General features: G+C 63.0%; 22 protein-coding genes. 15 read left to right on the top strand and 7 right to left on the bottom strand.

Annotated features, from left to right (window positions below):
* The first annotated feature begins 1 nt into the window (after position 1).
* From EKO19_RS03830 to EKO19_RS03815, 4 genes are all read left to right on the top strand, one after another.
* A complete protein-coding gene (locus tag EKO19_RS03830) occupies positions 2-778 on the top strand; it encodes a class II aldolase/adducin family protein (protein WP_129775067.1) in 777 nt (258 codons plus the stop codon).
* A gap of 88 nt (positions 779-866) precedes the next feature.
* A complete protein-coding gene (locus tag EKO19_RS03825; protein ID WP_129775066.1) occupies positions 867-1,952 on the top strand; it encodes a response regulator in 1,086 nt (361 codons plus the stop codon).
* Positions 1,953-2,023: 71 nt separating this feature from the next.
* On the top strand, positions 2,024-2,530 hold the full coding sequence (locus EKO19_RS03820; RefSeq protein WP_157995108.1) for an LPS-assembly lipoprotein LptE: 507 nt from the start codon (positions 2,024-2,026) through the stop codon (positions 2,528-2,530).
* On the top strand, positions 2,530-3,024 hold the full coding sequence (locus tag EKO19_RS03815) for a hypothetical protein (protein WP_129775064.1): 495 nt from the start codon (positions 2,530-2,532) through the stop codon (positions 3,022-3,024). The genes EKO19_RS03820 and EKO19_RS03815 overlap by 1 nt, the downstream gene beginning before the upstream one ends.
* On the opposite strand, the gene pip is transcribed toward EKO19_RS03815, so the two are convergent.
* Positions 3,017-3,919: a prolyl aminopeptidase gene (gene pip, locus EKO19_RS03810; protein WP_407676636.1), complete on the bottom strand. Its 903-nt coding sequence runs from the start codon at positions 3,917-3,919 to the stop codon at positions 3,017-3,019. The two genes, EKO19_RS03815 and pip, sit on opposite strands and share 8 nt — an antisense overlap.
* A 261-nt stretch (positions 3,920-4,180) precedes the next feature.
* Between pip and EKO19_RS03805 the strand changes: the two genes are divergently transcribed.
* Positions 4,181-5,089 (top strand): DMT family transporter, encoded by a 909-nt coding sequence (locus tag EKO19_RS03805; protein WP_175596946.1) that lies wholly within the window; start codon positions 4,181-4,183, stop codon positions 5,087-5,089.
* Here the strand turns inward: EKO19_RS03805 and EKO19_RS03800 are convergent.
* Genes EKO19_RS03800 through EKO19_RS03790 form a run of 3 tightly spaced genes read right to left on the bottom strand, consistent with a single transcriptional unit; the run spans position 5,086 to position 8,746 of the window.
* Complete coding sequence (locus tag EKO19_RS03800; RefSeq protein ID WP_129775061.1) at positions 5,086-6,000, bottom strand: LysR family transcriptional regulator; 915 nt, start codon at positions 5,998-6,000, stop codon at positions 5,086-5,088. The genes EKO19_RS03805 and EKO19_RS03800 overlap by 4 nt on opposite strands.
* A gap of 9 nt (positions 6,001-6,009) precedes the next feature.
* Positions 6,010-7,371 (bottom strand): glutamine synthetase family protein, encoded by a 1,362-nt coding sequence (locus tag EKO19_RS03795; RefSeq protein WP_129775060.1) that lies wholly within the window; start codon positions 7,369-7,371, stop codon positions 6,010-6,012.
* Entirely contained in the window at positions 7,358-8,746 is a 1,389-nt protein-coding gene (locus tag EKO19_RS03790; RefSeq protein ID WP_129775059.1) for a transaminase, read from the bottom strand. The genes EKO19_RS03795 and EKO19_RS03790 overlap by 14 nt, the downstream gene beginning before the upstream one ends.
* Positions 8,747-8,905: 159 nt before the next feature.
* Between EKO19_RS03790 and EKO19_RS03785 the strand changes: the two genes are divergently transcribed.
* Positions 8,906-10,522: a methyl-accepting chemotaxis protein gene (locus EKO19_RS03785; RefSeq protein ID WP_129775058.1), complete on the top strand. Its 1,617-nt coding sequence runs from the start codon at positions 8,906-8,908 to the stop codon at positions 10,520-10,522.
* A gap of 51 nt (positions 10,523-10,573) precedes the next feature.
* Here the strand turns inward: EKO19_RS03785 and EKO19_RS03780 are convergent, their stop codons facing one another.
* Both EKO19_RS03780 and EKO19_RS03775 read right to left on the bottom strand, forming a co-directional pair.
* Entirely contained in the window at positions 10,574-12,562 is a 1,989-nt protein-coding gene (locus tag EKO19_RS03780) for a TonB-dependent receptor (protein WP_175596945.1), read from the bottom strand.
* A gap of 115 nt (positions 12,563-12,677) precedes the next feature.
* Entirely contained in the window at positions 12,678-12,989 is a 312-nt protein-coding gene (locus EKO19_RS03775) for a hypothetical protein (protein ID WP_129775056.1), read from the bottom strand.
* Positions 12,990-13,292: 303 nt separating this feature from the next.
* Here EKO19_RS03775 and holA point away from each other — a divergent pair, with 303 nt between their 5' ends.
* Genes holA through rlmH form a run of 4 tightly spaced genes read left to right on the top strand, consistent with a single transcriptional unit; the run spans position 13,293 to position 16,010 of the window.
* Complete coding sequence (holA, locus tag EKO19_RS03770; protein WP_157995107.1) at positions 13,293-14,312, top strand: DNA polymerase III subunit delta; 1,020 nt, start codon at positions 13,293-13,295, stop codon at positions 14,310-14,312.
* Between the two features lie 19 nt (positions 14,313-14,331).
* On the top strand, positions 14,332-14,979 hold the full coding sequence (nadD, locus tag EKO19_RS03765; protein ID WP_129775054.1) for a nicotinate-nucleotide adenylyltransferase: 648 nt from the start codon (positions 14,332-14,334) through the stop codon (positions 14,977-14,979).
* A 2-nt stretch (positions 14,980-14,981) separates the two neighbouring features.
* Positions 14,982-15,518, top strand: a complete 537-nt coding sequence (gene rsfS / locus EKO19_RS03760; protein ID WP_246038822.1) for a ribosome silencing factor — start codon at positions 14,982-14,984, stop codon at positions 15,516-15,518.
* A gap of 21 nt (positions 15,519-15,539) precedes the next feature.
* A complete protein-coding gene (gene rlmH / locus EKO19_RS03755; protein ID WP_129775053.1) occupies positions 15,540-16,010 on the top strand; it encodes a 23S rRNA (pseudouridine(1915)-N(3))-methyltransferase RlmH in 471 nt (156 codons plus the stop codon).
* A gap of 3 nt (positions 16,011-16,013) precedes the next feature.
* On the opposite strand, the gene EKO19_RS03750 is transcribed toward rlmH, so the two are convergent.
* A complete protein-coding gene (locus EKO19_RS03750; protein WP_129775052.1) occupies positions 16,014-16,853 on the bottom strand; it encodes a serine/threonine-protein kinase in 840 nt (279 codons plus the stop codon).
* A 179-nt stretch (positions 16,854-17,032) separates the two neighbouring features.
* On the opposite strand from EKO19_RS03750, the gene EKO19_RS38795 reads away from it, so the two are divergent.
* Genes EKO19_RS38795 through EKO19_RS03725 form a run of 5 tightly spaced genes read left to right on the top strand, consistent with a single transcriptional unit; the run spans position 17,033 to position 24,988 of the window.
* Positions 17,033-17,977: an O-acetyl-ADP-ribose deacetylase gene (locus EKO19_RS38795; protein WP_217705108.1), complete on the top strand. Its 945-nt coding sequence runs from the start codon at positions 17,033-17,035 to the stop codon at positions 17,975-17,977.
* Between the two features lie 51 nt (positions 17,978-18,028).
* Positions 18,029-18,643 (top strand): Maf family protein, encoded by a 615-nt coding sequence (locus EKO19_RS03740; protein ID WP_129775051.1) that lies wholly within the window; start codon positions 18,029-18,031, stop codon positions 18,641-18,643.
* Positions 18,640-20,124 carry a ribonuclease G gene (gene rng, locus EKO19_RS03735; RefSeq protein ID WP_129775050.1) on the top strand — a complete coding sequence of 495 codons (1,485 nt, stop codon included), beginning with the start codon at positions 18,640-18,642 and terminating at the stop codon, positions 20,122-20,124. The genes EKO19_RS03740 and rng overlap by 4 nt, the downstream gene beginning before the upstream one ends.
* A 24-nt stretch (positions 20,125-20,148) precedes the next feature.
* Complete coding sequence (locus EKO19_RS03730; RefSeq protein WP_129775049.1) at positions 20,149-24,135, top strand: YhdP family protein; 3,987 nt, start codon at positions 20,149-20,151, stop codon at positions 24,133-24,135.
* A complete protein-coding gene (locus EKO19_RS03725) occupies positions 24,128-24,988 on the top strand; it encodes a carbon-nitrogen hydrolase family protein (protein WP_281280993.1) in 861 nt (286 codons plus the stop codon). Before EKO19_RS03730 ends, EKO19_RS03725 begins: the two co-directional genes overlap by 8 nt.
* Positions 24,989-24,991: the final 3 nt, after the last annotated feature.

The following is a 24,991-nucleotide window of genomic DNA, read 5'->3' as shown; positions in this document are numbered from 1 at the left end:
TATGTCAGCTGCAGAACGTGCCGTCGCGGACGTGCGTGCACAGGTGTCGGCCGAGGAATGGGCGACGCGCGTCGATCTGGCCGCCTGTTATCGTCTGGTCGCGCATTTCGGCTGGGACGATCTGGTCTTCACTCACATCTCGGCGCGCGTGCCGGGCACGCATGACTTCCTGATCAATCCCTATGGCTTGATGTTCGAGGAAGTCGCCGCGTCCAATCTGGTGCGCGTCGATTTGTCCGGCAACAAAACATTGCCGAGCCCTTACGAGATCAATCCCGCCGGCTACACCATTCACAGCGCCATTCACCAGGTGCGTGAAGACGCCGGTTGTGTCTTACATCTCCACACGATGGCGGGTATCGCGGTCTCGGCGCAGAAGGACGGGTTGTTGCCGATCTCACAACAGGCGACGCTGATCCTGCTCAGTTTGTCGTACCACGATTACGAAGGTATCGCTCTCAATCCGGAAGAGAAGGGACGTCTGCAGGCGCATCTGGGCGCTGCACGCCACATGATCCTGCGCAATCATGGACTGCTGACCGTCGGCCGCATCGTCTCCGACGCTTTCATGATGATGTTCAGTCTGCAGCGCGCCTGTGAAATCCAGATCATGGCGCAAGCCGCCGGCGGCAATTCGCAGCTGATAGAAATTCCCGAGAGCGTGCTCGCCACCGTGCCCGAATACATGAAACAGGTGACTCGCGGCGCCGGCACCGGGCTGGTCTGGCCCGCGCTGTTGCGCAAAATGGACCGCATCGACCCCAGCTATAGGGAGTAAACGTACAAACCGTGGTTGCCACCTGAACGCGTGAATGATAAAGCAACGCGGGTAGTGCAAATCTTGTACGGTCTCGAGAGATAAGCGGATGAAAGCGGGTGTCATGGCAACGCGGCTGTCAGTACTGCAGCGAGCGTTGCCGTCACGCATCCTGGTGGTCGATGACGACGAGCAGGATCGCGAGTTGATCACGAGGCGGCTGACTGCCGCCGGTTTTGAAGTCGAGCATGCCTCCAATGGGCAGGAGGCGCTCGATGTGCTCGACCGTCAGTGGTATCCCCTGGTGGTCACCGATTGGCACATGCCGGTGATGGATGGTCTGGCGCTGACGCAGACGCTGCGCGCGCGCGGTACCGAAGATACTTACATAATCATGCTGACCATGCGCGACGCCAGCACTGACTTCGAGCAGGGCTACGTCGCCGGCGTCGACGACTATCTCACCAAGAAAGTTTCCGATCCCGAATTGTTCGCCCGCATCTACGCCGCGTTCAACACGCTGGCGTTGCGCCGTTCGCTGCGCGAGGCGCAGGAAGCGGTGATGGAGCAATCGGTGAGCATCGATGTCGAGTCCGGTGCGTTCTCACATAGCGAATTGCACACCCGACTGCTGTCAGAGATTCGTCGCGGTCAGCGTTATGGCCGGCAGCTGGCGCTGATGACCGTGGGCGCCCGGATCGAAGGTGCGCCTGTCGATGAAAGCGTGCCCGATGCAACGACATTGAAGTGCGTGGTCCAGGCGATCGACGCCTCGGTTCGCGCGCATGTGGACTGGATTGCTCGCATGGAGTCGCCGGTGGGGGCGGTGTTCGCGGTGGTGTTGCCCGAGGCGGGCGTCACCGAGGCGCCGCTCATCAAGGACCGCATGATGGTGGGGCTGACCCGCTATGCCGCCAGTGCTTCGGTGCCGCTGGCCTTCAGCTATGGCGTCGCGGCGCTGGAGCGGGATGGCAATGACAGCTCGCCGGCCGACGCGAACGAAATGCTCAACGTGGCCGAGCATTGCCGGGGCTGCCCCGGCCATTCGGGGAATGAGCAGTTGGCTGCCGTTCAGCGCAGTGTGGCCACGCACGCGGGCATCGTCTGCCGTCACGGTTACGTGGTCGACAGCGAATGCGTGCTCAAAAGCCCGGCGGCCATGCGCGCGAGCCAGCCGTTCACCGCAGCCCGCTGACCGGCGCAGATTGACCCGGAAGCCAGGGCCCGCGAACATGTCGGCCCTGTTTCGCTCCCGCGAGAGTGCCTGTGACGCTTTCTGCCTCCGCCCGTCGTCTTTGCTGGTTGCTGGTTTCGCTCTGCCTGACCTCGTCGTTGGCGGGGTGCGGCTGGCGCCTGCAGGGCACGACCAAGCTGTCGTCGGTCATGGCGACCACTTATGTCGATACCAAGGATCGCTACACCGATTTCCACCGGGCGTTGCGCGAGAGTCTGCAAGCCTCGGGGGCGCGGCTCACCAACAATGAGGACGAAGCGACCGCGGTCGTGAAGATCATCAAGGATGTGAGCGGGCAGCGAGTGCTCACCGTGTCCGGCCGCAACACGCCGGAGGAATACGAGGTGTTCTATTCCATCGAGTACTCGGTCAACGGCCGCACCGAGGAGCTGATCGCCCCGGAGAAGCTCGAGCTGACCCGCGATTACAGCTACGACGAAACCGCCGTGCTCGCCAAGCAAAAGGAACAGGCGGTTCTGCGCGAGGCACTGGCTCGAGATCTGGCGGGTCAGGTCGTGAGACGTCTGGCTGCGCTCTGATGACAGAGGTGTTGAAGGTCACTGACGTCGGCGTCGACGTCGTGACGGGGCTTCTGGATCGTTACGGCATGGAATGCGTGGCGCTCGGTGCCGAGGAAACCATCCCGGGTTCCTATTGGGGCGACAGCGAGGCGGGGCTGGTCGGCTCGAAGATTTATTGGCGCGCCGATACGCCACTGCATTCGTTACTTCACGAAGCCGGTCATTTCATTTGCATGGACGACTCGCGCCGCGAGCAACTGGACAAGGACGCGGGCGGCGATTACGACGAAGAAAACGGCGTTTGTTATTTACAGATCGTGCTGGCCGGCGAGCTGCCGGGCGTCGGTCGCGAGCGCATGTTTCATGACATGGACGCGTGGGGCTACACGTTCCGTCTCGGCTCCGCACGCGCGTGGTTCGAGCAGGACGCCGACGATGCGCGCGCCTGGCTGGTCGACCGCGGCGTCATCGACGACGACGCGCGGCCGACCTGGCGCAGAAGAACTATCTGAATTTATCAGTCGCTTCGATCAGCCGATGTGTATTGCCGGCCTCGAACGCTGAGTGACCCGCGTCCGGCGAGACCTGGAAGTCCGCCTCCGGCCAGGCTTGATGCAGTTTCCAGGCGGTTTGCATCGGGCACACCACGTCGTATCGACCCTGCACGATCACTGCTGGAATGTGACGGATGCGGTCCACGTTCTTGATCAGCTGATCTTCGGTTTCCAGGAAGCCGCGGTTCACGAAGTAGTGACATTCGATGCGCGCCACGGCCACCGCGAAGTCCTCTTCGTTCCACTTGTGCAGGTTCTCTTCGTTGATGTGCAGATAGCTGGTCGCGGCTTCCCAGATCGACCAGGCACGGGCGGCTTTCACCCGGGTGTCGCGATCGTCGCTGGTCAGTCGCTTGTAGAACGCCTCGATCATGTCGCCGCGCTCGGCGGGCGGAATGGCGGCCACATAGTTTTGCCAATGATCCGGGAACAGGGCGCTCGCGCCGCCTTCGAAATAGAACCAGCGCAGCTCGAACTGGGTCAGCGTGAAGATGCCGCGCAGAACGATCTCGCTGACGCGTTCCGGATGGGTTTGTGAATACGCCAGTCCGAGCGTCGAGCCCCATGAGCCGCCGAACACCAGCCATTTGTCGATGCCGAGATGCTTGCGCAGCTTCTCCATGTCCTCGACCAGGTGCCAGGTGGTGTTGTCCTCGAGGCTGGCGTGCGGCTTGCTCCGGCCGCAGCCGCGCTGATCGAACAGGATGATGCGGTAGGCATCGGGGTCGAAGAAGCTGCGCGCGCGATTGTCACAACCCGCGCCCGGGCCGCCATGCACGAACACGGCCGGCTTGCCCTTGGGGTTGCCGCATTCCTCGTAATAGATCTCGTGGGTATCCGAGACGCGCAACATGCCGCTCTTATTGGGCTTGATGGCGGGATACAACGTGCGCAAGCCACCGCCGGTCTTCGCCTTGGCCGGCCGCTTGCGCTTGGCGAGCACGGCATGCCGGGCGTGATTGCGTTGTTTGCTGGCGGGGGCGGGGCGGGCAGAGCGCCGGGTCGTTTTGCGCTTCTTGGTAGCCATCAATGCTCCGGGGAGACCAACTTTAGACAGATCAATTCTCGGCTGTCGCGAGCAGATAGGGAAGCGTCGCACGTGCGAGAATGGCGTATGCCGTTAGCGACCCACACCCGATCCATGCTGTTGCTGGTGCTCACCATGGTGGTGTGGGGCAGTACCTTCATGGTGACCAAGGAGCTGATCGCGGTGTGGCCGCCGTTCACGGTGGCCTTCGTGCGCGTCATCGTCGGCACCCTGGTGTTGCTGCCCTTTGCGTTGTCCCGCAAGACCCCGGGACTGCGGCTGCCGTGGCCGACCATCTGGTTGATGGGCTTTATCGGCGTGGCGCTGTACTACCTCGTGTTCAACATGGCGATGATGTCCGTGTCGGCTTCGCAGGGCGCGCTGGTTCAGGCGTCCATTCCCGCCATGACCGCGCTGGTCGCGGTGCTGTGGTTGAGGGAGCGGGCCACGGCGCTGCGCTGGCTGGGTATCGCGATGTCGGTGGGCGGGGTACTGATCGTCTTTTCGGGCAGCGGCTCGGACGGCGGCGAGTCCAGTCTGTTCGGCAGCCTGCTGATGTTTGCTTCGGTGGTGTGTTGGGGGCTGTATACCGCGCTCGCCAAACGCGCTGCCGGTTTCGATTCGCTGGTGATCACCGTGGCGGTGACCGGCACGGGGTCGTTGTTATTACTGCCGTTGGCCGGCTACGAAGTGGTCACCGCGAACCTCGCCGGCGACGGGCTGCCGCCGTTGCCACTGATCGGCTGGGTGGAGCTGCTCTATCTGGGCGGCATCGCCTCAGGTGTTGCGTATTTGCTGTACAACGCGTCGCTCCGCCACCTCGATGCGAGCGAAGTCGGCGTTTACACCAACCTGATTCCCATCGTCGGCGTGCTCACCGGTGTAGTCGTGCTGGGCGACCCGCTGTCGGCGCGGGCCATTGTCGGCGGGGTGGTCGTGATGTTCGGCGTGTGGATCACCAGCCGGGCGGAGCGGCCAGTCGCTGTGACGGCCTAAGCCTTCGCGACCCACATCTCCATATCGAGCGGCTGCGCGAGCGACTTCACCAGGTCCTGCGCATAGATCGGCAGATCCCGCAGGCTGCGCACGCAGATCATCAAATTACGCGGCGCCCAATCGTCGCTCAGCTCGATCACATGCAACTTCATCGTACGCATGGCGCGTGCGGCAGTGGTCTCCGGCACGACGCCGATACCGACGTTGCCTTCGACCATGCGACACACGGCGTCGAAGCTACGAAGCTGCACGCGCAGCTTGAGGCGGCGACCGATGCGTTCGGCCTTCTCGGACAGGAATCGTTGCAGTGAGCTGGAACGATCCAGCCCGACGAAATCGCTGTCGAGGGCGTCGGCGAACGCGATCCTGTTCTTCGCGGCGAGCGGATGGGTGGGCGCGGTCACTAGAACAAACCGGTCGACGCGGAACGGAAAGACTTCCAGGCCGGTGACGTCCTCGGTGCCGGCGACGATACCGATGTCGGCCTTGCCGTCGGCGATCGCGGCGACGATCTCGTCGCTCAAGCGCTCTTCCAGATCGATGTTCACCTGGGGATGCGAGGTCAGGAAATTGCTGAGGGGCTCGGGCAGGAATTCGGTCAGCGCATTGGTGTTGGAGAGCAGCCGTACGTGACCTTTGAGCCCGTCGGCGTACTCGCCCAGCTCGGCTCGCATGCGCTCCGCCTGCTGCAACATCTGGCGTGCGTGATGAACCAGCGTGCGGCCCGCGGGCGTCGGATGAACGCCCTGGCGTTCGCGGTTCAGCAGCGGCGTGCCCAGCTCGATTTCCATGTTACGGATTCGAGTGCTGGCGGCGGCGACGGCGAGGTGCATGCGCTCCGCGCCGGCGGTGATGCTGCCGGCTTCGACGACGTGCAGGAACAGCTTGAGATCGGTCAAATCGAAACGCATCGGCGCAGTTTATACGCTATCGAGGTACCAGTCGTGGTCTGTCGGGGGCACCAGCGCGTTGTACTTGTCCCATTCCTGGGTCTTGATCGCGAGATAAGCCCGCAGGAATTCCTCGCCCAGCGCTTCGCGCAGGAACATCGAGTCGTCGGCGGCTTTGATTGCGCCCAGCCAATCTCTCGGCAGTGAGGCGGCGATACCACTCTCGTAGCCATTGCCGGTGATGGGTGGACCCGGGTCGAGCTTGGCAGTGATACCGGCATGCACGCCGGCGAGCACGGTCGCCGCGACCAGATAGGGATTCGCGTCCGCACCGCTGACCCGATGTTCGATGTGCCGGCTTGCTGGAGGACCGGCCGGGACGCGCAAACTGACGGACCGATTGTTGATGCCCCAGGTCGGTGCCATCGGCGCGTAGCTGTGATGACGGAAGCGCCGATACGAGTTCGCGTTGGGCGCGAATATCAGCATGCTCTCGGCCATGGTCTTTTGCAGTCCGCCGATGGCGTGTCTTAGTAGCGGCGTGCCGGCAGGATCGTCGGCGGCGAATGCGTTGTTGCCGTTCTCGTCCTGTACGCTGACGTGCATGTGCATGCCACTGCCGGCCTGATCCGCGAAAGGTTTTGGCATGAAGCAGGCGGTCAGCCCATGTTTCAGAGCAGTGGCGCGGAGCAAGCGCTTGAACAGGATCGCATCGTCGATGGCGCGTAACGCGTCGTCGCGATGGAGCAGAGTGATCTCGTATTGGCCCGGAGCATACTCAGACATGAGTGTTCGCAGCGGCAGTCCCTGCGCGCGAGCACCGGCATAGATGTCGTCGAAGAGCGGTGCCATGTCCTGCAGCTTGCCGAGGCCATAGGAGTCGAGTCGTTGCGGGGCGCGTTGTGATAACAGTCCCGGGGCGGGCACGAGTTTTCCTTGCGCGTCTCTCGCCACCAGATAGAACTCGATCTCGGCGGCAACCACTGCTCGCAATCCCAGTTGCTGTAACCGTTGTACCGAGCGAGCCAATGCATGTCTTGGATCGGCAGTGCATGGGCGGCCATCGGCTTCGTACATGGTCATCAGCACCTGCGCGCCGGGGCGAGACATCCAATTCGCTCGCACCAGCGTGCCGGGCACGGGGCGACAGATACGATCGGCATCGCCCACCGACCAGACCAGCCCGGTCGCTTCCACATCTTCACCCGTGACATCGAGGCCGAGAATGGAGCCGGCGACGCAGCGACCGTCGTTGTAAAGCGAGAGCAGTTCTTCGCGCGCGATCAGCTTGCCTCTGGGCACGCCGTTGGGATCGGTGATCAGCAGCTCGATGGCTGCCACGTCGGGGTGCGCGTCGAGAAACGTTCTGGCTGCGGTGTTATCGAAGTTCATGCAGGAACTCATCGAAGTGCTCGAGCAGCGCTTGCACCTGGTCGGCGGTGGTCGCGGGGCTCACCAGCATCATGTTGTGGAACGGCGTGACCAGCACGCCCCGATTCAGCAGGTAAAGATGCAACAGACGTTCGAGTATCGGCGCTGCGGCCGCCAGGGACTCGCGTGCGGTCCGTGCTGGCGTCGGCGTGAAAACCAACTCGCTGCGTGCGCCGACGCTCGTGACATGCCAGGGGAGGGCGCGTTCGGTGATGCGCTTCGTCAAACCGTCCGCCAGCGCTGTGGAGAGCGTGAGCATGTGAGCGTAGGCAGCGTTCGTCATCACATCCTGCAAGCACGCGACGAGCGCAGCGGTTGCGAGTGCGTTCGCGGCCAACGTCGTGCCCATACCCGAATGGCCCGAGGGCTTGGTTTCGAGCAGATGTTCCATCCGTTTCGCGAGCTCGGCAGTGAAGCCGTAGACGGCGGTTGGCATGCCGCCGGCGATGGCCTTGCCGGCGATCAAGAAGTCAGGCGCGAGTCCGAGCCGATGCGCGTGTCCGCGCGGACCGCTGCTGAGTGTGTGAGTTTCGTCGATGGCGAGCAGGGTCTGATAGCGAGAGCAGAGCTTGCGTGCCTCCGTCCAAAAGCCGTCTCGTGGCAACACCATGCCGGCGTTGGTCATGACAGGTTCGGCGAGCAAACAGGCGACCTCACCGTCCGCGAGCGCCGCTTCGAGCGCGGCGAGATCGTTGAACTCGACTACGCGTGCATGGGATGCGAAGTCGGCGACCTGACCGATCTGTCCTGGCCGCGTGACCACGTTGCCGTGGTCGAGTCGGACGAGGGTGTCTTCGAGCGAGCCGTGATAGCAACCGTCGAACACCAGAATGTGTTTGCGACCTGTCAGCGCACGAGCCCAACGCAATACCGCGCGATTCGCATCGGTCGCTGTTTGAGTGATTTGCCAATAGGGCAGGTCGAAGCGCTCGGCCAACAGCTCACCGGCACGTGCGGTTTGTTCCGTGGGCAGCATGCAGGTCAAGCCGTGCGACGCTTGATGTTTCAACGCATTCGCGACCGCGGGTGGGGAGTGACCAAACATCGCGCCCGTATCGCCCAAACAGAAGTCGGAATACCTGCGTCCGTCGACGTCGGTGAATGTGGATCCGGAGGCTTCCCGCAGGATCAACGGCGCCGGCAACTGCCAGTCCGTCATCCAATGCATGGGCACGCCATTCAACCAATGCTGTCGCAAGGCCTTGTCGCGACGTAGGGTTTCGGGATGCTCCGAGATGAAACGGCGTTGCTCGCGCTCCAATAGAGCGGCGCTGGACGCACTAAAAAGAGACAAATCGATTCCCCCTTCAGGCCCCGGTACCGTGGCCGGGATCATAGACCATCGCCCCAGTGGCGCTTCAGGCAATCCCTGAATCGATGTCGGGACGCTGCATCCCGGCCGGCATCGGTCGATAAGTCGGACATATCCCGCATTTTGCCACGGCCGGCGTTTGCTCGCGGGACGCCCCGTTTCTCAACACAGGCAAGAAAGTCCATGTCGATGCTCACGATCAAAACCCGGATGTACGTGAATCTGGGCGTACTGGCTGTCGCCATGCTGGTGGTGTGCGGTGTCGCGCTCAGCGCGTTCAACGCCAGCTCGCTGCGCATGGAGCAGTTGCAGGCCGAGAACCTCGTGCCCATCACCCAGATCAACGAGATCTACCAGCGCTCGCTGCAGAGTCAGCAATACCGGCTCGAAGGCTACGCGCATCGTGATCCGGCGTTCACCCAAAAGAACTACGAGCAGGTCAAGCAGAATCGCGCCCGGATCAACGAGCTGACCGAGCTGTTCAGCAAATATCCCTTGAGCGACCGGGAGCGCAGCCTGCTCGAGGACATCAAGTCGCAGCGCGCCGCCATCGTCGACGCCGGCAAGAAAGAAATCGACTTGCTGCTGGCGGGTGACTATGACGCTGCCGCGAAGATTCGTATCGATGCCATCGAGCCGGTGATCGATCGCATGGATGTGACGACCGAGCAGTTGGCGAAGGCGCGTGAGGCGGCCGCAGCTGAAATGATCGTGCGCGCGCAGGGCGAATTGAACCGCGATCGCAACGTCATGCTCGGCTGTTTCGTGGCCGCGCTGGTGGTGGCGGTGTGGTTCGCGGTGTTGCTGACGAAGCATATTTCCAGCGGCCTGGCGCGCGCCGAAGATCTGGCCCGTCGCGTGAGCCGCGGTGAGCTGGGCAATCAGGTCGATACCAGCGGCAGCGACGAGATCTCAGCGCTGCTGCGCAGCCTGAAGGACATGGACACGAAGTTGATGGAGACCATGTCGCAAGTGAGCGAGAGCGCCGCCGAAGTGGATCGTGCCGCGAGTCAGCTCTCCCAGGGCAGCGACGACCTGAGTCAGCGCACGCAGGAGCAGGCTGCGGCGCTGGAAGAAACCGCCGCGAGCATCGAAGAGATGACCGCGACGGTGAAACAGAACGCCGAGAACGCGAAACATGCGAATCAGATCGCCTCGAACACGCGCACGCAGGCGGACCAGGGCGGTGTGGCCGTTCAGCGCGCGGTCGGTGCGATGGGTGAGATCACTTCGTCCAGCAAACGTATCGAGGACATCATCGGCGTGATCGACGAGATCGCGTTCCAGACGAACCTGCTCGCGTTGAACGCAGCAGTGGAAGCGGCCCGCGCGGGTGAGCAGGGGCGCGGCTTCGCGGTCGTGGCCGGTGAAGTGCGCAGCCTCGCTCAGCGCAGCGCCACGGCGGCGCGTGAGATCAAGGGCTTGATCAGCGATTCGGTCGGCAAGGTCGACTCGGGTTCGCAACTGGTCGGTAATTCGGGCAAGTCGCTGGCGGATATCGTCAGTGGCGTGGCGAAGGTGACGAACATCGTCGCCGAGATCGCGGCGGCGACCTCCGAGCAGTCGACCGGTATCGATCAGATCAATCACGCCATCGCGAACATGGACACGGCGACCCAGCAGAACGCGGCGTTGGTGGAAGAGTCCGCCGCGGCCGCGAAGTCCATGCAACAGCAGGCGCAGCGGTTGCAGGAACTGGTGTCGTTCTTCCGGTTTGGTTCATCGGGCCGCGCGTCGTACGTTGCGGGCCCGAGCGTCAGTCATGGTGAACAGCAAGAGTCTTACGCCGAGGCTGCGTAACGACTACCACCGGAAGGGGACAGATTATAAATCTGTCCCCTTTCTAGATTGTCAGAACTCCGCGCGCGCGCCGATGTGCCACGAGCGGCCGGCAAGCGGTGCGATGTCCTTCAGCGGCGACGCGTGCTGGCGCGCGTCTTCGTCGAGCAGGTTCGTACCACGCAGGAACAGGAACACGCTGGTCGATCCCACCGGCACCCGATAGCTCGCATCCATTTCGGCCAGCACGAAACTGTCGGTCGGCAGCTCGTTGGTCGCGACCTTGTCCTGCTTGCTGTAGTAGAACGCTTGAGCACCGATGTGCCAGGCATCCTGGTCGTAGTGCAGGCCGGCGCCGAAACGCAGCGGCGGAATCTGCGGCAGATCCTCGCCGTTATCGAGCTTGCCCCGCACATAGTCGGACGCGAGCCGCAGTCCCAGATGGCGATTGCCGTCATCCAGCAGCGGCACGTTCACCTCGGCCTCGAAGCCATGAAATTTCGCGCCGTCCTGCAGATAGACGTACACCGGCAGATCGTCTTCGATATCGCCCGTCGGCGAGGCGTAGATGTAATCGGTGTAGTCGTTGTAGAAGGCGCTCACCACCCAGCTGAGGTTGTCGCCCGTATGACGCAGCGACAGGTCGGCCGTGACTGAGGTTTCCTTATCCAGATTTGTATCGCCGACCTCGTAGCGTTGCGCGGCGATGTGCGGACCGTCGGCGTACAGCTCGGCCGCCTGCGGGTTGCGCTGGGTGCGGGTCAGATTCAGCGCCAGGGCGTGATCTTCCGCGAAGTCCCACACGGCGCCGGCGGACAGGCTGATGGCAGTCTCGTCGTAGTCGGGCAGAGCTGCGTTCACGTCGATCTTCTGCTGTTCGGCGCGCGCGCCCAGCTCGATCGTCCAGCTCTCGAAGTGATGCTCTTCGAACGCGAACACACTCAACGTCTGCGTCGTGGAGCTGGGCACGAAGGCTTCTTCGCCAATGGCTTCGAAGTCCACGTCGACGTATTGCAGGCCGGTCGTGCCGCGCCAGCCGTTGCCGAACTCGTGATCGGCGGCGAAGCGCAGCTCGTACGCATTCTGGTTGAACACGGTGCCGGGTTCGCCGGGGGCTTCGAACTCGGTGTGGGTGTAGTCGTTGTACGCGCCGGTGAGACGCAGCTTCTTGATCGTGCCTTCCAGGTCGAGCTCCGCCTTGCCGTCGAAGCGATCCTGCTTCATGTCGATGAAGGCCTCTGCCTCGCCCGGGATGCCGTAGGTGGTTTCGTAACGGCTATAGGACAGGCCGGCGAGCCCTTGCTGACCGATGTACGAGCCGCCGATCGCGCCACCGCTCGCTTCACCCTGAGTGTTCGGAATGTGGCCGCGAATGTCGTCCGGCTCTTCGCCGGCCTCGATCAGCTGACGGCGCAGGGCGTCGGACTGGGCAAAGCCGGGGATTTCCACGTCGTCGGTCTCGCGATCGAAGTAGTCGGCGTGGAAAGCGAAGTTGCCCGCGCCGCCATCCAGACTGAAAGCGCCGGTGCGCTCTTCACTGGCGGTATCGCCACGAACTTCGACGGCGCCAGTGATCGGCTGCGCCGGCACTTCGGTCGGCACGCGCGTGCTGACGACATTCACCAGGCCGCCCGAGGCGCCGCTGCCGTACAGGAGTGCGGCCGGACCTTTGACGATCTCGATCTGCTGCGACACCACCGTTTCCAGCGTGACGGCGTGATCCTGGCTGAGACTGGAAACGTCCAGCGACGCCAGGCCGTCCTGCAGGACCTGCACGCGATCTCCGGCCAGACCGCGAATCACCGGCCGGCTGGCGCTCGGGCCGAAGTAGGTCGAGCTGACGCCCAACTGGCTCGACAGGGTTTCGCCGATGCTGCCGGCGATCTGACGGCGCAAATCGTCGCCCGACATGACCGAAGTGGGTTGCGCGACATCGAGTGGGTTTTCACGCAGCGCCGAGGATGTGACCACCACTTCCTCGGTCTTGGATTCCTGGGACAAAGCGGCGTGGCTGACCATCAACGCGGCCACGGCTACGCGTAACAAATGAGAACGGCGCATGACAAACATTCCTGAATAACTGCAGCGACTCGCGCGACGGTCCGGTGTTGTGGACTTCGATCGCACGAGCAACGACCTCACCGGTCAGGGCGAGGAATGACTAAGGGACTGCGAGTTATCGAGGCGGGCCGCGCGGCTGCGCGGTGACGGCGGGGCGGAAGGAAACTGAAACATCGGCAACCGGCGCTACATAAGTAACGACGGTGACGGCGTTGACGGCGGCGTAGCTTTGCTTGGGGGCATCGATCAGCCCGTCGAAGGCGGCACAGTAGCCGCACGCCGGGCCGTGAGCGCCGACTGTTTTGACCGTGTCGTCGTGCTGATGGACGACGTGCGCGATCGAATCCACGGCAAACGCCAACAGCAAGCATACGAGCGCCGCTCGTAGCCAGGCTGGTGGATTGCGTGCCAGGTGGAAAATGGACATGTGCTGGTCAGAAACTCGAGGGGTTTGCAACACCCTCAGCCGCGTAAGCTAACGGAGGACCTGTCTCTTGCCAAGCACAATACCAGCGGGTCCTGACCGAATCCTGAGTAAAAGCACCGTTGTGGGGGCGATACAACGGCCGCCGCAACTGGCGCTTCGCGACCGGCTTGGGCCATAATCGCCGCCATCGCAATCAGTCCGCGTTCCTCCCGCAATTCAGGCGCAAGTTATTTTGGCGCGAGTGTTTTCGATCCTTCCTGCCGTGTCCGCCGCAACTTCACGCCGGTGCTCCGGCGCTACGCTGTGAAGCTCTCCGGCGAAACACTCGCGGCCAGTCTGTCGCGGCTCGCGCCTGTCTATCTGATCTCTGGCGACGAGCCCCTATTGGTCAACGAAGCGGCCGATGCCGTGCGCGCGCGTGCCCGCAGCCAGGGTTTCACCGAGCGCGAGTTGAACGTGGTCGAGCGCGGCTTCGACTGGCAGGCGTTGCTTTCCAACAGCAAGGCCATGTCGCTGTTCGCCGAGCGCAAGATCATCGAGATCCGGATGACCAATCCGACGCCGGGCGAGCAGGGCGCCGATGCCATCATCGAGCTGGCGACCGAGCCGTCGGCCGACAACCTGGTGCTGATCATCACCGGCAAGATGGATGGTCGCGTACAGAACTCGCGCTGGGTCAGCGCCATCGAGAAGCACGGCGTGGTCGTGCAGATCTGGCCGCTGGAGCTGGCGCGCCTGCCGGCATGGATTCGCGAACGCCTCGCCAAACAGAATCTCAAAGCCGATAGCGAGGCGGCGACGCTGCTCGCCGAGCGCGTCGAAGGCAATCTGCTGGCCGCGCATCAGGAAGTCGAAAAGCTCGCGCTGTTGCTGCCGCCGGGCCCGGTCACTGCGGATACGATCGTCGATGCAGTCGCCGACAGTGCGCGCTTCGATGTCCTGCAACTGGGTGACGCGGCGATGAAAGGCAACGTCGCTCGAGCGCTGCGCGTGCTGGAAGGCTTGCGTGGCGAAGATATCGAGCCGCCCATCGTGCTCTGGGCCCTGAACAAAGATCTGCAATGGATCGCACGCTGCCAGCACCTGATGCGTCGGGGCCAGAGCGCCGACAGCGCCATGAATGCACTCTACGTGTGGCGCAATCGTCAGCCAGCGATGAAACAGGCTTTGTCACGACTCAAGCCGAAAACCGTGCGCGAGCTGTTGCTCAGCGCCGAACGCGCCGATCGCATGATCAAGGGCGTGATCCGCAGCGATCCGTGGCTGGAGTTCGAACGCCTGGTGGCGGGGCTCGCCGGCCTCAGGCTCGCGACCGCCGCCTGACCTGCATGACGCTTTCATCATGACGACGATCGGTATTTTCGGCGGCACCTTCGATCCGATTCATTTCGGTCATCTGCGCACCGCCTTTGAGTTGCTGCAAGCGCTGCGACTGAACGAGATGCGCTTCATGCCGGCCGGCACGCCGCCGCATCGTGATACGACCGTGGCGGACGCCGAACAGCGCCTCGCCATGGTCAGGGCCGCCACCGAAGGTCAGCCGGGCTTCACCGTCGACGATCGCGAGATCCGGCGCGAAGGATTGTCTTATTCGGTCGATACCATGCGGACCTTGCGAGCGGACTTTCCCGACCACTCGCTGTGTCTGATCGTCGGCATGGACGCATTTCTAGGCTTGCCGAAATGGCACCAGTGGCGTGAACTGCTGGAGCTGGCGCATCTGGTCGTGGCGCATCGTCCCGGCTGGCGCGCGCCGAGCATGGGCCCGTTGGGCGAGCTGCTGGTGGATCGCGGCACGGGCCGCATCAACGATCTGCACGAGCAACGCGCCGGGTGCATCTACATTCACGCGGTGACGCAGCTGGAAATTTCATCCACCGAGGTGCGCAAGTTGATCGCGATGGGTCGCGATCCGCGTTACCTGATGCCCGATTCGGTCCGGGCGATCATCGAGCAGACCGGCTGTTACAAGTCGCAACCCAAGAGGTGAGCATGGCCGTCAAGCGAGCGAAAAAAACTTCCCGACCCTCCAGCGCCAAGAAGAAGGTACCTTCCAAGGCGCCTGCCAATGTGACCAAGCTGAGCACCGCCCGTAAGAAGATGGCGAGTAAAGGCCCGGCTCCCGCTGCCAAGAAGAAGGCCGCCGCGAGCAAGGCTCCCGCTGTAACGGCGGCGAAGCAGCAGCCGGTGGTTTCGGTCGTGGAGCATGCGCTCGATGAGATGAAGGCCGTGAACGTGAAAGTGCTGGCGGTGACCAAGCTCACCGACATCACCGACACCATGATCATCGCCAGCGGCAACTCCGATCGTCACGTGCGTTCGATCGCCGATCGGGTGGTCGAGCATGCCAAGAAGGCCGGCTTCCGGCCGATGGGCGTGGAGGGCGAGCGCGATGGCGAGTGGGTGCTGGTCGACATGGGCGACGTGATCGTGCACATCATGTTGCCGAAGGTGCGTGAGTTCTATCGGCTCGAGAGCCTGTGGGACGTGAGCGCCGCGCGCCGTGAGGCGGCCGAGCAGAGCGCTTGAACCCAGGTTTGTGAACCACTCATGCGGCTGATCGTAGTAGCAGCGGGGACGAAGCTGCCTGACTGGGTCAACGCCGGTTTCGAGGACTACGCGGGCCGGTTCACGCGCGATTACAAGCTCGAACTAAAAGAAATCGCGCTCGGCCAGCGCGCCGGGTCCAGCCCCCCGGCGCAAGCCATCGCCAGGGAAGGCGAGAAGATGCTCGCTGCCATCCCCCAGGGCGCGTACGTCGTGGCCCTCCAGGTTGGCGGCAAGAACGTTTCCAGTGAGCAGCTCGCTCAGTTTCTCCAGACTCGCGCGCGGGACGGTCGCGACGTCGTGTTTTGCATCGGTGGGCCGGAGGGGTTGGCGCCGGAGGTTGATGCGAGGGCGGAGTTTCGATGGTCGCTGTCCGGGCTGACGTTGCCTCATGCTTTGGCGCGCGTCGTGTTGGCCGAGGCGCTGTATCGCGCGGTGATGATCATCAAAGGTCATCCGTACCATCGGGCCTGACGCTCAGACTTTGAGCCGGGCCATCTCCGCAACCGCCGACGCCACAGTGGGGAATCGTTCGGACGGTTCCTTCGCCAGCATCCCATCGATCAAGCGTTGAAAACGACTCAGCGGCTCCGGCAACACCGGAATCGGGTCGTTGCGATGTGATTGTATGATCCCAATCACCGAGGTTCCTCTGAAGGGCCGCTGACCGGTCAGCATTTCGTAGAACATGATGCCCAGGCTGTAGATATCGCTGCGCTGATCGACCTCGGCGCCTTCCGCCTGTTCCGGGCTGATGTAATAGGGCGAGCCTCGCACTTCACCCGCGTTGGTGTGCGCTGTGCCCAAATGTTTGGCCAGCCCGAAGTCGATGAGCACGATGCGCCCGTCGGGACGCATCATCACATTGGCGGGCTTGAGGTCGCGATGACATAGGTTGGCGGCGTGCACCACCTGCAGGGCCGCGGCGATCTGCAGAAAGATGTCCACGCTGTCTGTCGCTGTCATCAGGTTGCGAATCCGCAATTCCAGACTGCCGCCCGGGAAATATTCGGTGACGATGTAACGAAAGTCCTCGCCGTGCCCCCAGTCGTAAACATCGACGATGGCCGGATGTTTGATGCGCATCAGTAGTTCGCGCTCGCGATCGAAGCGTTCTTCCTCGCCGGCTTCGAGGGTCGACAGCGGTCCGGTGCGCAGCACCTTCACCGCCACGTTGTGACCCAACTCCACCGACAAGGCGACGTGCACCTCGGACTTCGGCGAGCGCGCGATGGTCTGCAGAAAGCGATAGCCGGGGATGACCGGAAACGCCGTGCGCTGCCGACTGCCGGGAGATTTTTTATCCTCTGGGCGCATCCGTGACCCTGCTCGTATTCGTGTGCGCGAACGGTTGACTCGACATCGGTAGCATCGATGTATAAAACATCCTAAGTTGATTCCCTCAGCACATCCATTGCCACGGCACAGTCGCAAATGTACGTGACGAGGTTATGATAGGAAGCGGCCACGGCATTGGCCAGGATGGGATCGAAGTTATGGCGATAGTCATGGAGTCCAGCTACTCGATCGACGCCGGCGCGAACCTGATCAGACTCAAAGTCTGGGGCGAGTTGACGGCGGATTCGTTGATGGAGTTGCTGAATCAGGCACGAGCCGATCCGGAATATGTCCCGGGCATGCATGCCATCGCCGACTACCGCGAGGCGTACGGCAACTGGGATTACAGCGAAATCCAGCGTTGCCGCGACTACCTGGTGCACATTGCGGTTCCTTGCGAAGTGCGCTGGGCCGCACTTTTCAAGCCCGGCAACCTCGCCGCCGCCGCGCACGTGCTGATTCTGATCAGTGAAGCCGTCGGCTCTGACATAAAGTTGCGCATGTTCGAGGAGCCGGCCGCAGCCCTGCGCTGGGTGCGTGGGGAGGACCGTCCGGAGGCCAACATGAGTCACACATTCCTGGGGGGGCGGGTCGAGGTGCGCACCGGCGACATCACCGGGCTGCCCGTCGATGCGGTCGTGAACGCGGCCAATTCCTCGTTGCTGGGCGGTGGCGGCGTCGACGGCGCCATTCATCGACGCGGCGGTGGGGAGATCCTGCGGGCCTGTCAGGAGCTGCGGGAAACCTGTTATCCGCGCGGCTTGCCGGCGGGCGAAGCGGTGCTGACGACGGCGGGCAAGCTGCCGGCGCGTTACGTGATTCATACCGTCGGGCCGGTCTGGGGCCGGGATCAGCAGCCCGATACGCTGCTCGCGTCCTGCTACAAGAAGTCCCTGGCGATCGCGGCCAGCCATTCGTTGGGCTCGGTGGCGTTTCCGGCGATTTCCACCGGTGCTTATGGCTATCCGAAGGACGAGGCGGCGGCGATCGCGTCGACCGCGATCAGCGAGGGGCTGGCGAGAGCCGATGCGATCGAGCAGGTGTCGCTGGTGTTTTTCTCGGATGCCGACCTGGACGTGTTCCTGGCCAACCAGCAATTCTGACCGGCACCGTTCGAGGGTACAGGAGGTAGCTCATCCTGTATCCTTCGGCGCATGTCAGAAACCCCAAATTCATCCGCCAAGCCGTTGATCTATCTGGCCTCGGCGTCGCCACGCCGTAGCGCACTGCTGACTCAGATCGGGGTCGCGCACCGGGTCGCGCCGGTGGCCGTCGACGAGTCCGTGAGCGGGGCCGAGGCGCCGGAAAAATATGTCACACGGCTCGCCGCCCTGAAGGCCGACACCCTCTGGGGCAGCCTTCCCAAAGAGCGGCGCCTGCCCGTGCTCGGCTCGGACACGACTGTCGTCGTCGATCAAAGCATCCTCGGCAAGCCGGCCGACGAAGATGACTGTGTCCGGATGCTCCAATTGCTGTCCGGGCGTACTCATCAGGTGCACACGGCCGTCGCGGTCCGCAGCGACAGCGGCAGCGAGGTGCGCCTGAGCATCAGCGATGTCACGTTCCGTGAACTGACACAGGCGGAGATAAGGGCCTACTGGCGCACGGGGGAACCTGCCGACAAGGCGGGTGGCTATGCCATCCAGGGGCGCGGCGCCGTGTTCATCCGGCACATCGCTGGGAGTTACTCCGGCATCATGGGCCTGCCGCTGTTCGAGACCGCCGAATTGCTGAGCGCGCACAGAAACGCGAGCGAGGTTCAGGGATGACGGCCGAGATCCTGATCAACATCAGCCCCCGCGAGGCGCGCGCCGCCCTGGTCGAAAACGGCGTGCTGCAGGAAATCTTTCTGGAGCGGGCCAACAAGCGCGGCCTCATCAGCAACATTTACAAGGGACGTGTATCCCGCGTGCTGCCGGGCATGCAGGCGGCCTTCGTCGATATCGGCCTGGAGCGCACCGCGTTCTTGCACGCCTCCGACATCGTGCATCCGGCGGTGGGTGAAAACGGCAGCCCCGATCTGCCGGTGGACGAGGGCCGGACGCCGGATATTCAGACTCTGGTCAGCGAAGGGGGCGAAATATTGGTCCAGGTGCTGAAGGATCCGCTCGGCACCAAGGGCGCCCGTCTGACGACGTTCATCACGATTCCGTCACGGTATCTGGTTTATATGCCCAAGGGCCGCGGCATCGGAATTTCGGCACGCATCGAAGACGAGGCTGAGCGGCAGCGGCTGCGCGAGGCCGCGAACCTGTTCGTGCGGGCCGATGAACCTGGCGGTTATATCGTGCGTACTGCTGCTGAGGGCGCGACCCCGGACGCGTTGCGCGCCGACATGATGTTTCTGCAAAAGCTCTGGAGCGTGCTCAGCGAGAAAGCGGCGGCGGCGAAGCCGGGCAATCTGGTGCACGAGGATCTGCCGTTGCCGGTGCGCGTCATGCGCGACGTGGTATCGAGCGGCATCGAGCACGTCGGTGTCGATCAACCCGAGACGCATCAGCGCATGATCGAATTTGCCCGCACCTTCATGCCGGAGATGACCGAACGCATCGAGCTGTATCGCGGCGAACGCCCGATCTTCGATCTGTACGGCGTCGAGGACGAGATACAGAAGTCGCTGGAGCGCAAGGTGCCGCTGAAATCCGGCGGCCATCTGATTTTCGACCAGACCGAATCGATGACCACCATCGATGTGAACACCGGCGCCTATGTGGGCCAGCGCTCGCTCGAAGAGACGATTTTCCGGACCAATCTGGAAGCGGCCGTGGCGATCGCGCGTCAATTACGCTTACGTAATCTGGGCGGCATCATCATCATCGACTTCATCGACATGGAGGAAGAGGAGCATCGCAAGCAGGTGCTGCAGGCGCTGGAGAAATCGCTGGCCGCCGATCATGCCAAGAATCACATTTCGTCGGTGTCGCCGCTGGGCCTGGTCGAGATGACCCGCAAGCGCACCCGCGAGAGTCTCGAACATATGCTGTGCTCGGCGTGTCCAACCTGCGAGGGGCGCGGCTTCGTCAAGACCACCGAAACAGTTTGTTACGAGATCTTCCGCGAGATTCTGCGACAGTCGCGTCAATTCCAGTTCCAGGAACTGATGGTACTGGCGCACCAGGATGTGATCGAACGGCTGCTGGATGAGGAGTCGGCGGCGCTGGCCGAGCTGGAAGTGCACACCGGCAAGCCCATCCGTCTTCAGACCGAAGCGCTGTACCAGCAGGATCAGTACGATGTGGTGTTGATGTGATTGCAGTGTGATGCCTTCTGAGTAATGTCCCGCCCACGTAAAATTCTCAAATGGCTGCTCGGCACTCTGGTGGTGCTGGCCATGATCGTGGGCCTGTTGTTCGCGACGTTCGGCTTCATCGTCGGGCGCGTGCCGGAATATCGAGTACAACTGCAGGACTGGATCGGTGAGCGCAGCGGACTGATCGTCGAGTTCCGATCCTTGAGCGCGCGGCTGCGGCTGTATGGTCCGGAGCTGGTGTTCGACGACGCGGTGGTGCGCACGCCGGATCGCACGCGAACCTTGTTCGTTGCGCGCCGGGGCAGCGTCGGTTTCGATCTCTGGAATTCCATCGCCAACGGTCGTATCACCGGCGGGCGCTTCTCGCTCGAGGCGCCGCAGATCGCGCTGATCCGCACCACCGAAGGCAAGATTCAATTGCTCGGGCAAAGCGCGCTGCCCGAACGCGAGATCAAGCCGATCTCGTTGGAACAATTACCGACCGGCCGCTTCGTCGTGCACGACGCCGTGGTCTCGTTCCGGGATGCGATCACCGGCCGAGGCCCGTGGTCGTTGTCGGGCGTGAGTTTCGAGCTCAAGCGCAGCACCGACTCGATGGACTTGAAGGGCACGGCGTCCTTGCCGAAGACCCTGGGCGAGGAATTGAAATTCAGCGCCACGGCCGAAGGCGCGCTCGAAAACTCCAGCACATTGCTGTCCACGTTCAACGTCGCAGGACAGAAGCTGGATCTGGCCGGCTGGGCCGATTTGTTGCCCGATGCCTGGCCGGCTCCGGAGAGTGGCCACGGCGCGTTACGGGTGAGCGGCACGTTGAAAGGCGCGCAGCTGTTGCAGCTGTCGGCGGCTGTCGATGTGGGCCAGCTCACCACGGAGCTGCCGGTGTGGACGACTCCGTTGCCGAAGGCAGCGCCGCTCGTGCCATTCGTGTCGAGTGACGATCCACCGAAACCGGCGCCGAAACATCCGATCGAGCCCGAGCCGGCGGTGGTTGCAGAAGAACCCGCGCCGGTCGCGCCACAAATCCTGAGCTACTCGCGACTGGCCTTCGCCCTGAATGCCCAGAAGGCCGACAACCAGTGGAGCGTCACGCTGTCGGATGTGGACGCGATTCGCAGCGACTCGTCGTGGCAGGCAAAGAAGATCGCCGCGCGCTGGTCGCGCAACGATCGAGGCATGCTCCAGGTCAGCGGCGAAGCGGATCGCATCGTGCTGGCGAACATCTGGCCCTGGCTGGCCTACGCGCCGGAAAGCGAGGCATTGGCGCGGGTGCGCGCGATGCAGGCCAGAGGCGCGTTGACGGATGTGAAGTTTTCGTTCGCGCGCACGGCGCCGGATGTGCCCGTCACTTACTCGCTGGAAACCAAGCTCGACAACATTGGAATCGAGCCGGTGTTGCAGGCACCGGGCGTCACGGGCATCACCGGCAGCGTGGATCTCAACGATCACGCAGGTCAGCTGCGGCTCGCGTCCAAGGTCATCGAGTTCAGTCTGCCGCGAACGTTTCGTGATGTGCTGGTGGCGTCCTCCGCCGAAGGGGTGCTGTCGTGGCAGCGAACCGATGCGGGTCTGATCGTGAGCACCGATCAGTTCCGGGTGCAGGGCGATGACGGTCGCGCCGTGGCGCGCATGCATCTGACCTTGCCCAGCGACGGCACGTCGCCGGTCATGGATCTGTTCGCGCAGGGCGAAGATCTCAAAGTCGGCTCGACTCACAAATATCTGCCGGCCGACAAGCTGGGACCGAAGACGCTGGAGTGGTTCGATCACGCGCTGGTCGACGGCCGGATCGCCACCGCCGAGTTCACCTACAAAGGCCCGATGCGTCAGTTCCCGTTCCGTAAGAATGAAGGAACCTTCCTGGCGCGCGCCCAGGTCGAGAACGCGCTGTTCGATTATCAGGAAGGCTGGCAGCCGGCGCGCGATCTGATGGCTGAAGTCGAGTTCCGCAATCAAGGCATGCGAGTGCATGCGACCTCCGCCATGATCGGCGACCTGCGCATGAGCCAGGCGACGGCCGACATTCCGGATTTCAGACAGAATCAGCTGTCGATCAAGGCGGCGGCCGCCAGCGATCTGGATGCGGGCCTGGCGTTCGTGAAGGCCAGCCCGATCGGTCCAAGACTCGGCGAAACATTCGCGCGCTTGGGCGGACGTGGTCCGATGAGCGCCGATGTGCGGTTGGAACTGCCGCTGAAGAATCTCGACCATCGCAAGATCGATGTCACGGCGCGCTTTGCCGATGCCACCGTGACGATGCAAAAGATTTCCGCTCCGGTGCAGTCGCTGACCGGCGAGCTGACGGTCAAGAATTCATTGATCGCCGAGGCGGATCTGAAAGGCCGGTTCCTCGGCGGGCCGCTGAGCGTGAAGATCGAGCAGCAGAATGCCAATGCCTCGCAGCTCGATGCACAGGGTCACGCGGAGGCCGCCGAACTGCACTCGCTGTTCTCGTTGCCGGCCACGGTGAAACTCAGTGGCGCCAGCGATTATCACGTGAGCATGCCGATCGCGAGCGGCGACAGCGCAGCCGCTCAGCGTCGCAACATCAAAATCGATTCCAATCTGCGTGGGCTGGCAATCATTTTGCCGGAGCCCGTCGGCAAGGCCGTGGCCGATGAGCGGCCGTTGCAAGTGGCTTTGGACATCGACGATGAACAGCTGGTGTCGCGTACCGCCTACGGCGACCTGAGAGCGTTGATCCGGCTGCGTGCGTCTGATGATGGTTGGACGCTGGATCGTGGCGGTGTACGCGCCGACGCGATTGCGCCCGCGCTTCCCAGTCATCGCGGGTTCCGGATCGAAGGCAATGTGCAACGTTTCGTTCTGGATGACTGGCTCGCGCTGCGCGGTCCTGACCCGGCTCCCGGTGCCCCGGCACGCAACGACGACGGTCCGAAGCTGTCGGATTATCTGCAGGCCGCGAATGTGCGAGTCGCCGACTTTCAAATGTTCGGCTATCGCTTCCCCGATCTGCGCGGCGTGTTGCAATCGACTCAGAGTGGCTGGCGGGTCGACGTGAGCGGCGACAGTGCCACGGGCCAGGTGTTGATTCCGGAAGTGTTCACGGGAACGCAGCCGCTGCGCGCGACGATGGAGCGCCTGGTCATCGACAAAGTGCCGAACGAAGAGCAGCCAGATGCGGCCAGGAAAGCTGATGACCAAGACCTGGACCCACGAATTCTGCCGAACATGCAGATCTACGTGGGCAACCTGCTTCTCGGCACTCGCACCGTTGGCGCAGTCGATTTGAAAGCAACGCGAGTCCCGCAAGGCATTCGTTTCGACAACGCGACCGTCCTCGCCGAGTCCGTGCGTGGCGAAGCGCAGGGAGAATGGTTGAAGACTGTGGATGGTCCGCGCTCCACGCTGGACGCATCCATCGAAAGCAAAGATGTTGCGGCGACGTTGAAAGCGCTGAACTACACGCCGTTCCTCGAAGCCAAGCGTGGCGCGATCACGGCGGACCTGGCGTGGAATGGCGGCTACGACAGCAACATTCTCGAGCACGCATCGGGTGCGATCCGCATCGAGGCCGAAACCGGGCAGATCGTGAATTTGCAGCCGGGCGCTGGTCGCGTGCTGGGATTGTTCAGTGTCGGCGCGTTGCCGCGTCGCCTGGCGTTGGACTTCAGCGATCTCACCGAGAAAGGTCTGGCGTTCGACACCGTGCGCGGCGATTTCGAATTGCGCGACGGCAATGCTTACACCAACAACCTGTTGCTGAGAGGCCCCGCCGCCGAGATCGGCATCGCGGGTCGCACCGGTCTTGGCACACGCGATTACGACCAAACGGCCGTTGTAACGGGGAATCTCGGCGCGTCGTTGCCGGTCGCCGGCGCGCTCGCCGGTGGTCCGGTGGTGGGCGCGGCGGTGTTGCTGTTCTCGCAAGTCTTCAAGGAGCCCCTCAAGGGCATCACCCGCGGCTACTATCGGATCACCGGACCTTGGGATGCCCCCGTGGTCGAACGTGTCGACGCGGCGGATGCCAAAGCGGAAGTGACGGGTGACTGACAACACATTTCGAGCAGCTGTCCTGCAAATGACCTCGGCGCCCGAGGTCGAAGCCAATCTCGCGATGGCGCGCAGTTTGTTGGAGCGTGCGCGCGCCGAGGGCGCGACGCTGGCCGCGCTGCCTGAAAACTTCGCCATCATGGGCCGCAAGGAGGCCGAAAAGGTCGCGGTGGCTGAAACACCCGGCGAGGGGCCCATTCAGGCGTTCCTGGGCCACTGCGCGCGTGAGCTGGGGTTGTGGATCATCGGCGGCACGATTCCCCTGCGCGTCGAGAATGAGCCCAATCGGGTCGCGGCCGCGTCGCTGCTGTTCGACGATCACGGTCGCTGCGTCGGCCGTTACGACAAGATTCATCTGTTCGATGTAGGCATTCCGAATCGCGAGGCGCCGACCCGCGATGAGCGCTATCGGGAATCCGCCACTGTCGCGCCTGGCAATCAGGCAAAGGTCATCTCTACCCCCTGTGGCAGGATCGGCATGGCGGTGTGCTATGACGTACGCTTTCCTGAATTATTTCGGGTGCTTCAGGCGCAGGGGGCGGAAATCCTTAGCCTGCCTTCAGCGTTTACCGCACCCACGGGTAAGGCACATTGGGAATTGTTGATGCGTGCGCGGGCAGTTGAGAATCTGTGCTACGTCCTGGCCCCAGCGCAAAGTGGCATCCACCCCAATGGGCGGGAGACCTGGGGAGACTCGCTCATCGTGGATCCCTGGGGCCAGGTCCTTTCTCGCGTCGCCGACGCCGGTCCCGGCCTTGCAGTGGCCGAAATCGACCGCACTGTCCAACAAGAACTCCGCGAACGATTCCCGGCGCTGTCGCACCGGCGTTTTACAATCGCGCCCACTCTTTGATGC

Origin of the sequence: Peristeroidobacter soli (genome assembly GCF_004138485.1) — a bacterium.
GTDB lineage: Bacteria > Pseudomonadota > Gammaproteobacteria > Steroidobacterales > Steroidobacteraceae > Steroidobacter > Steroidobacter soli.
The sequence above is the reverse complement of the archived record's forward strand: the minus strand, read 5'-3'. Positions and strand labels throughout refer to the sequence as shown.

Excerpts from the sequence above, each read along its gene's own strand:
- EKO19_RS03830 (WP_129775067.1), top strand. The coding sequence starts at position 2 with ATGTCAGCTGCAGAACGTGCCGTCGCGGACGTGCGTGCACAGGTGTCG.
- EKO19_RS03825 (WP_129775066.1), top strand. The coding sequence starts at position 867 with ATGAAAGCGGGTGTCATGGCAACGCGGCTGTCAGTACTGCAGCGAGCG.
- EKO19_RS03815 (WP_129775064.1), top strand. The coding sequence starts at position 2,530 with ATGACAGAGGTGTTGAAGGTCACTGACGTCGGCGTCGACGTCGTGACG.
- pip (WP_407676636.1), bottom strand. The coding sequence starts at position 3,919 with ATGTTGCGCGTCTCGGATACCCACGAGATCTATTACGAGGAATGCGGC.
- EKO19_RS03805 (WP_175596946.1), top strand. The coding sequence starts at position 4,181 with ATGCCGTTAGCGACCCACACCCGATCCATGCTGTTGCTGGTGCTCACC.
- EKO19_RS03800 (WP_129775061.1), bottom strand. The coding sequence starts at position 6,000 with ATGCGTTTCGATTTGACCGATCTCAAGCTGTTCCTGCACGTCGTCGAA.
- EKO19_RS03795 (WP_129775060.1), bottom strand. The coding sequence starts at position 7,371 with ATGAACTTCGATAACACCGCAGCCAGAACGTTTCTCGACGCGCACCCC.
- EKO19_RS03790 (WP_129775059.1), bottom strand. The coding sequence starts at position 8,746 with ATGATCCCGGCCACGGTACCGGGGCCTGAAGGGGGAATCGATTTGTCT.
- EKO19_RS03785 (WP_129775058.1), top strand. The coding sequence starts at position 8,906 with ATGTCGATGCTCACGATCAAAACCCGGATGTACGTGAATCTGGGCGTA.
- EKO19_RS03780 (WP_175596945.1), bottom strand. The coding sequence starts at position 12,562 with ATGCGCCGTTCTCATTTGTTACGCGTAGCCGTGGCCGCGTTGATGGTC.
- EKO19_RS03775 (WP_129775056.1), bottom strand. The coding sequence starts at position 12,989 with ATGTCCATTTTCCACCTGGCACGCAATCCACCAGCCTGGCTACGAGCG.
- nadD (WP_129775054.1), top strand. The coding sequence starts at position 14,332 with ATGACGACGATCGGTATTTTCGGCGGCACCTTCGATCCGATTCATTTC.
- rsfS (WP_246038822.1), top strand. The coding sequence starts at position 14,982 with ATGGCCGTCAAGCGAGCGAAAAAAACTTCCCGACCCTCCAGCGCCAAG.
- rlmH (WP_129775053.1), top strand. The coding sequence starts at position 15,540 with ATGCGGCTGATCGTAGTAGCAGCGGGGACGAAGCTGCCTGACTGGGTC.
- EKO19_RS03750 (WP_129775052.1), bottom strand. The coding sequence starts at position 16,853 with ATGCGCCCAGAGGATAAAAAATCTCCCGGCAGTCGGCAGCGCACGGCG.
- EKO19_RS38795 (WP_217705108.1), top strand. The coding sequence starts at position 17,033 with ATGGCGATAGTCATGGAGTCCAGCTACTCGATCGACGCCGGCGCGAAC.
- EKO19_RS03740 (WP_129775051.1), top strand. The coding sequence starts at position 18,029 with ATGTCAGAAACCCCAAATTCATCCGCCAAGCCGTTGATCTATCTGGCC.
- rng (WP_129775050.1), top strand. The coding sequence starts at position 18,640 with ATGACGGCCGAGATCCTGATCAACATCAGCCCCCGCGAGGCGCGCGCC.
- EKO19_RS03730 (WP_129775049.1), top strand. The coding sequence starts at position 20,149 with ATGTCCCGCCCACGTAAAATTCTCAAATGGCTGCTCGGCACTCTGGTG.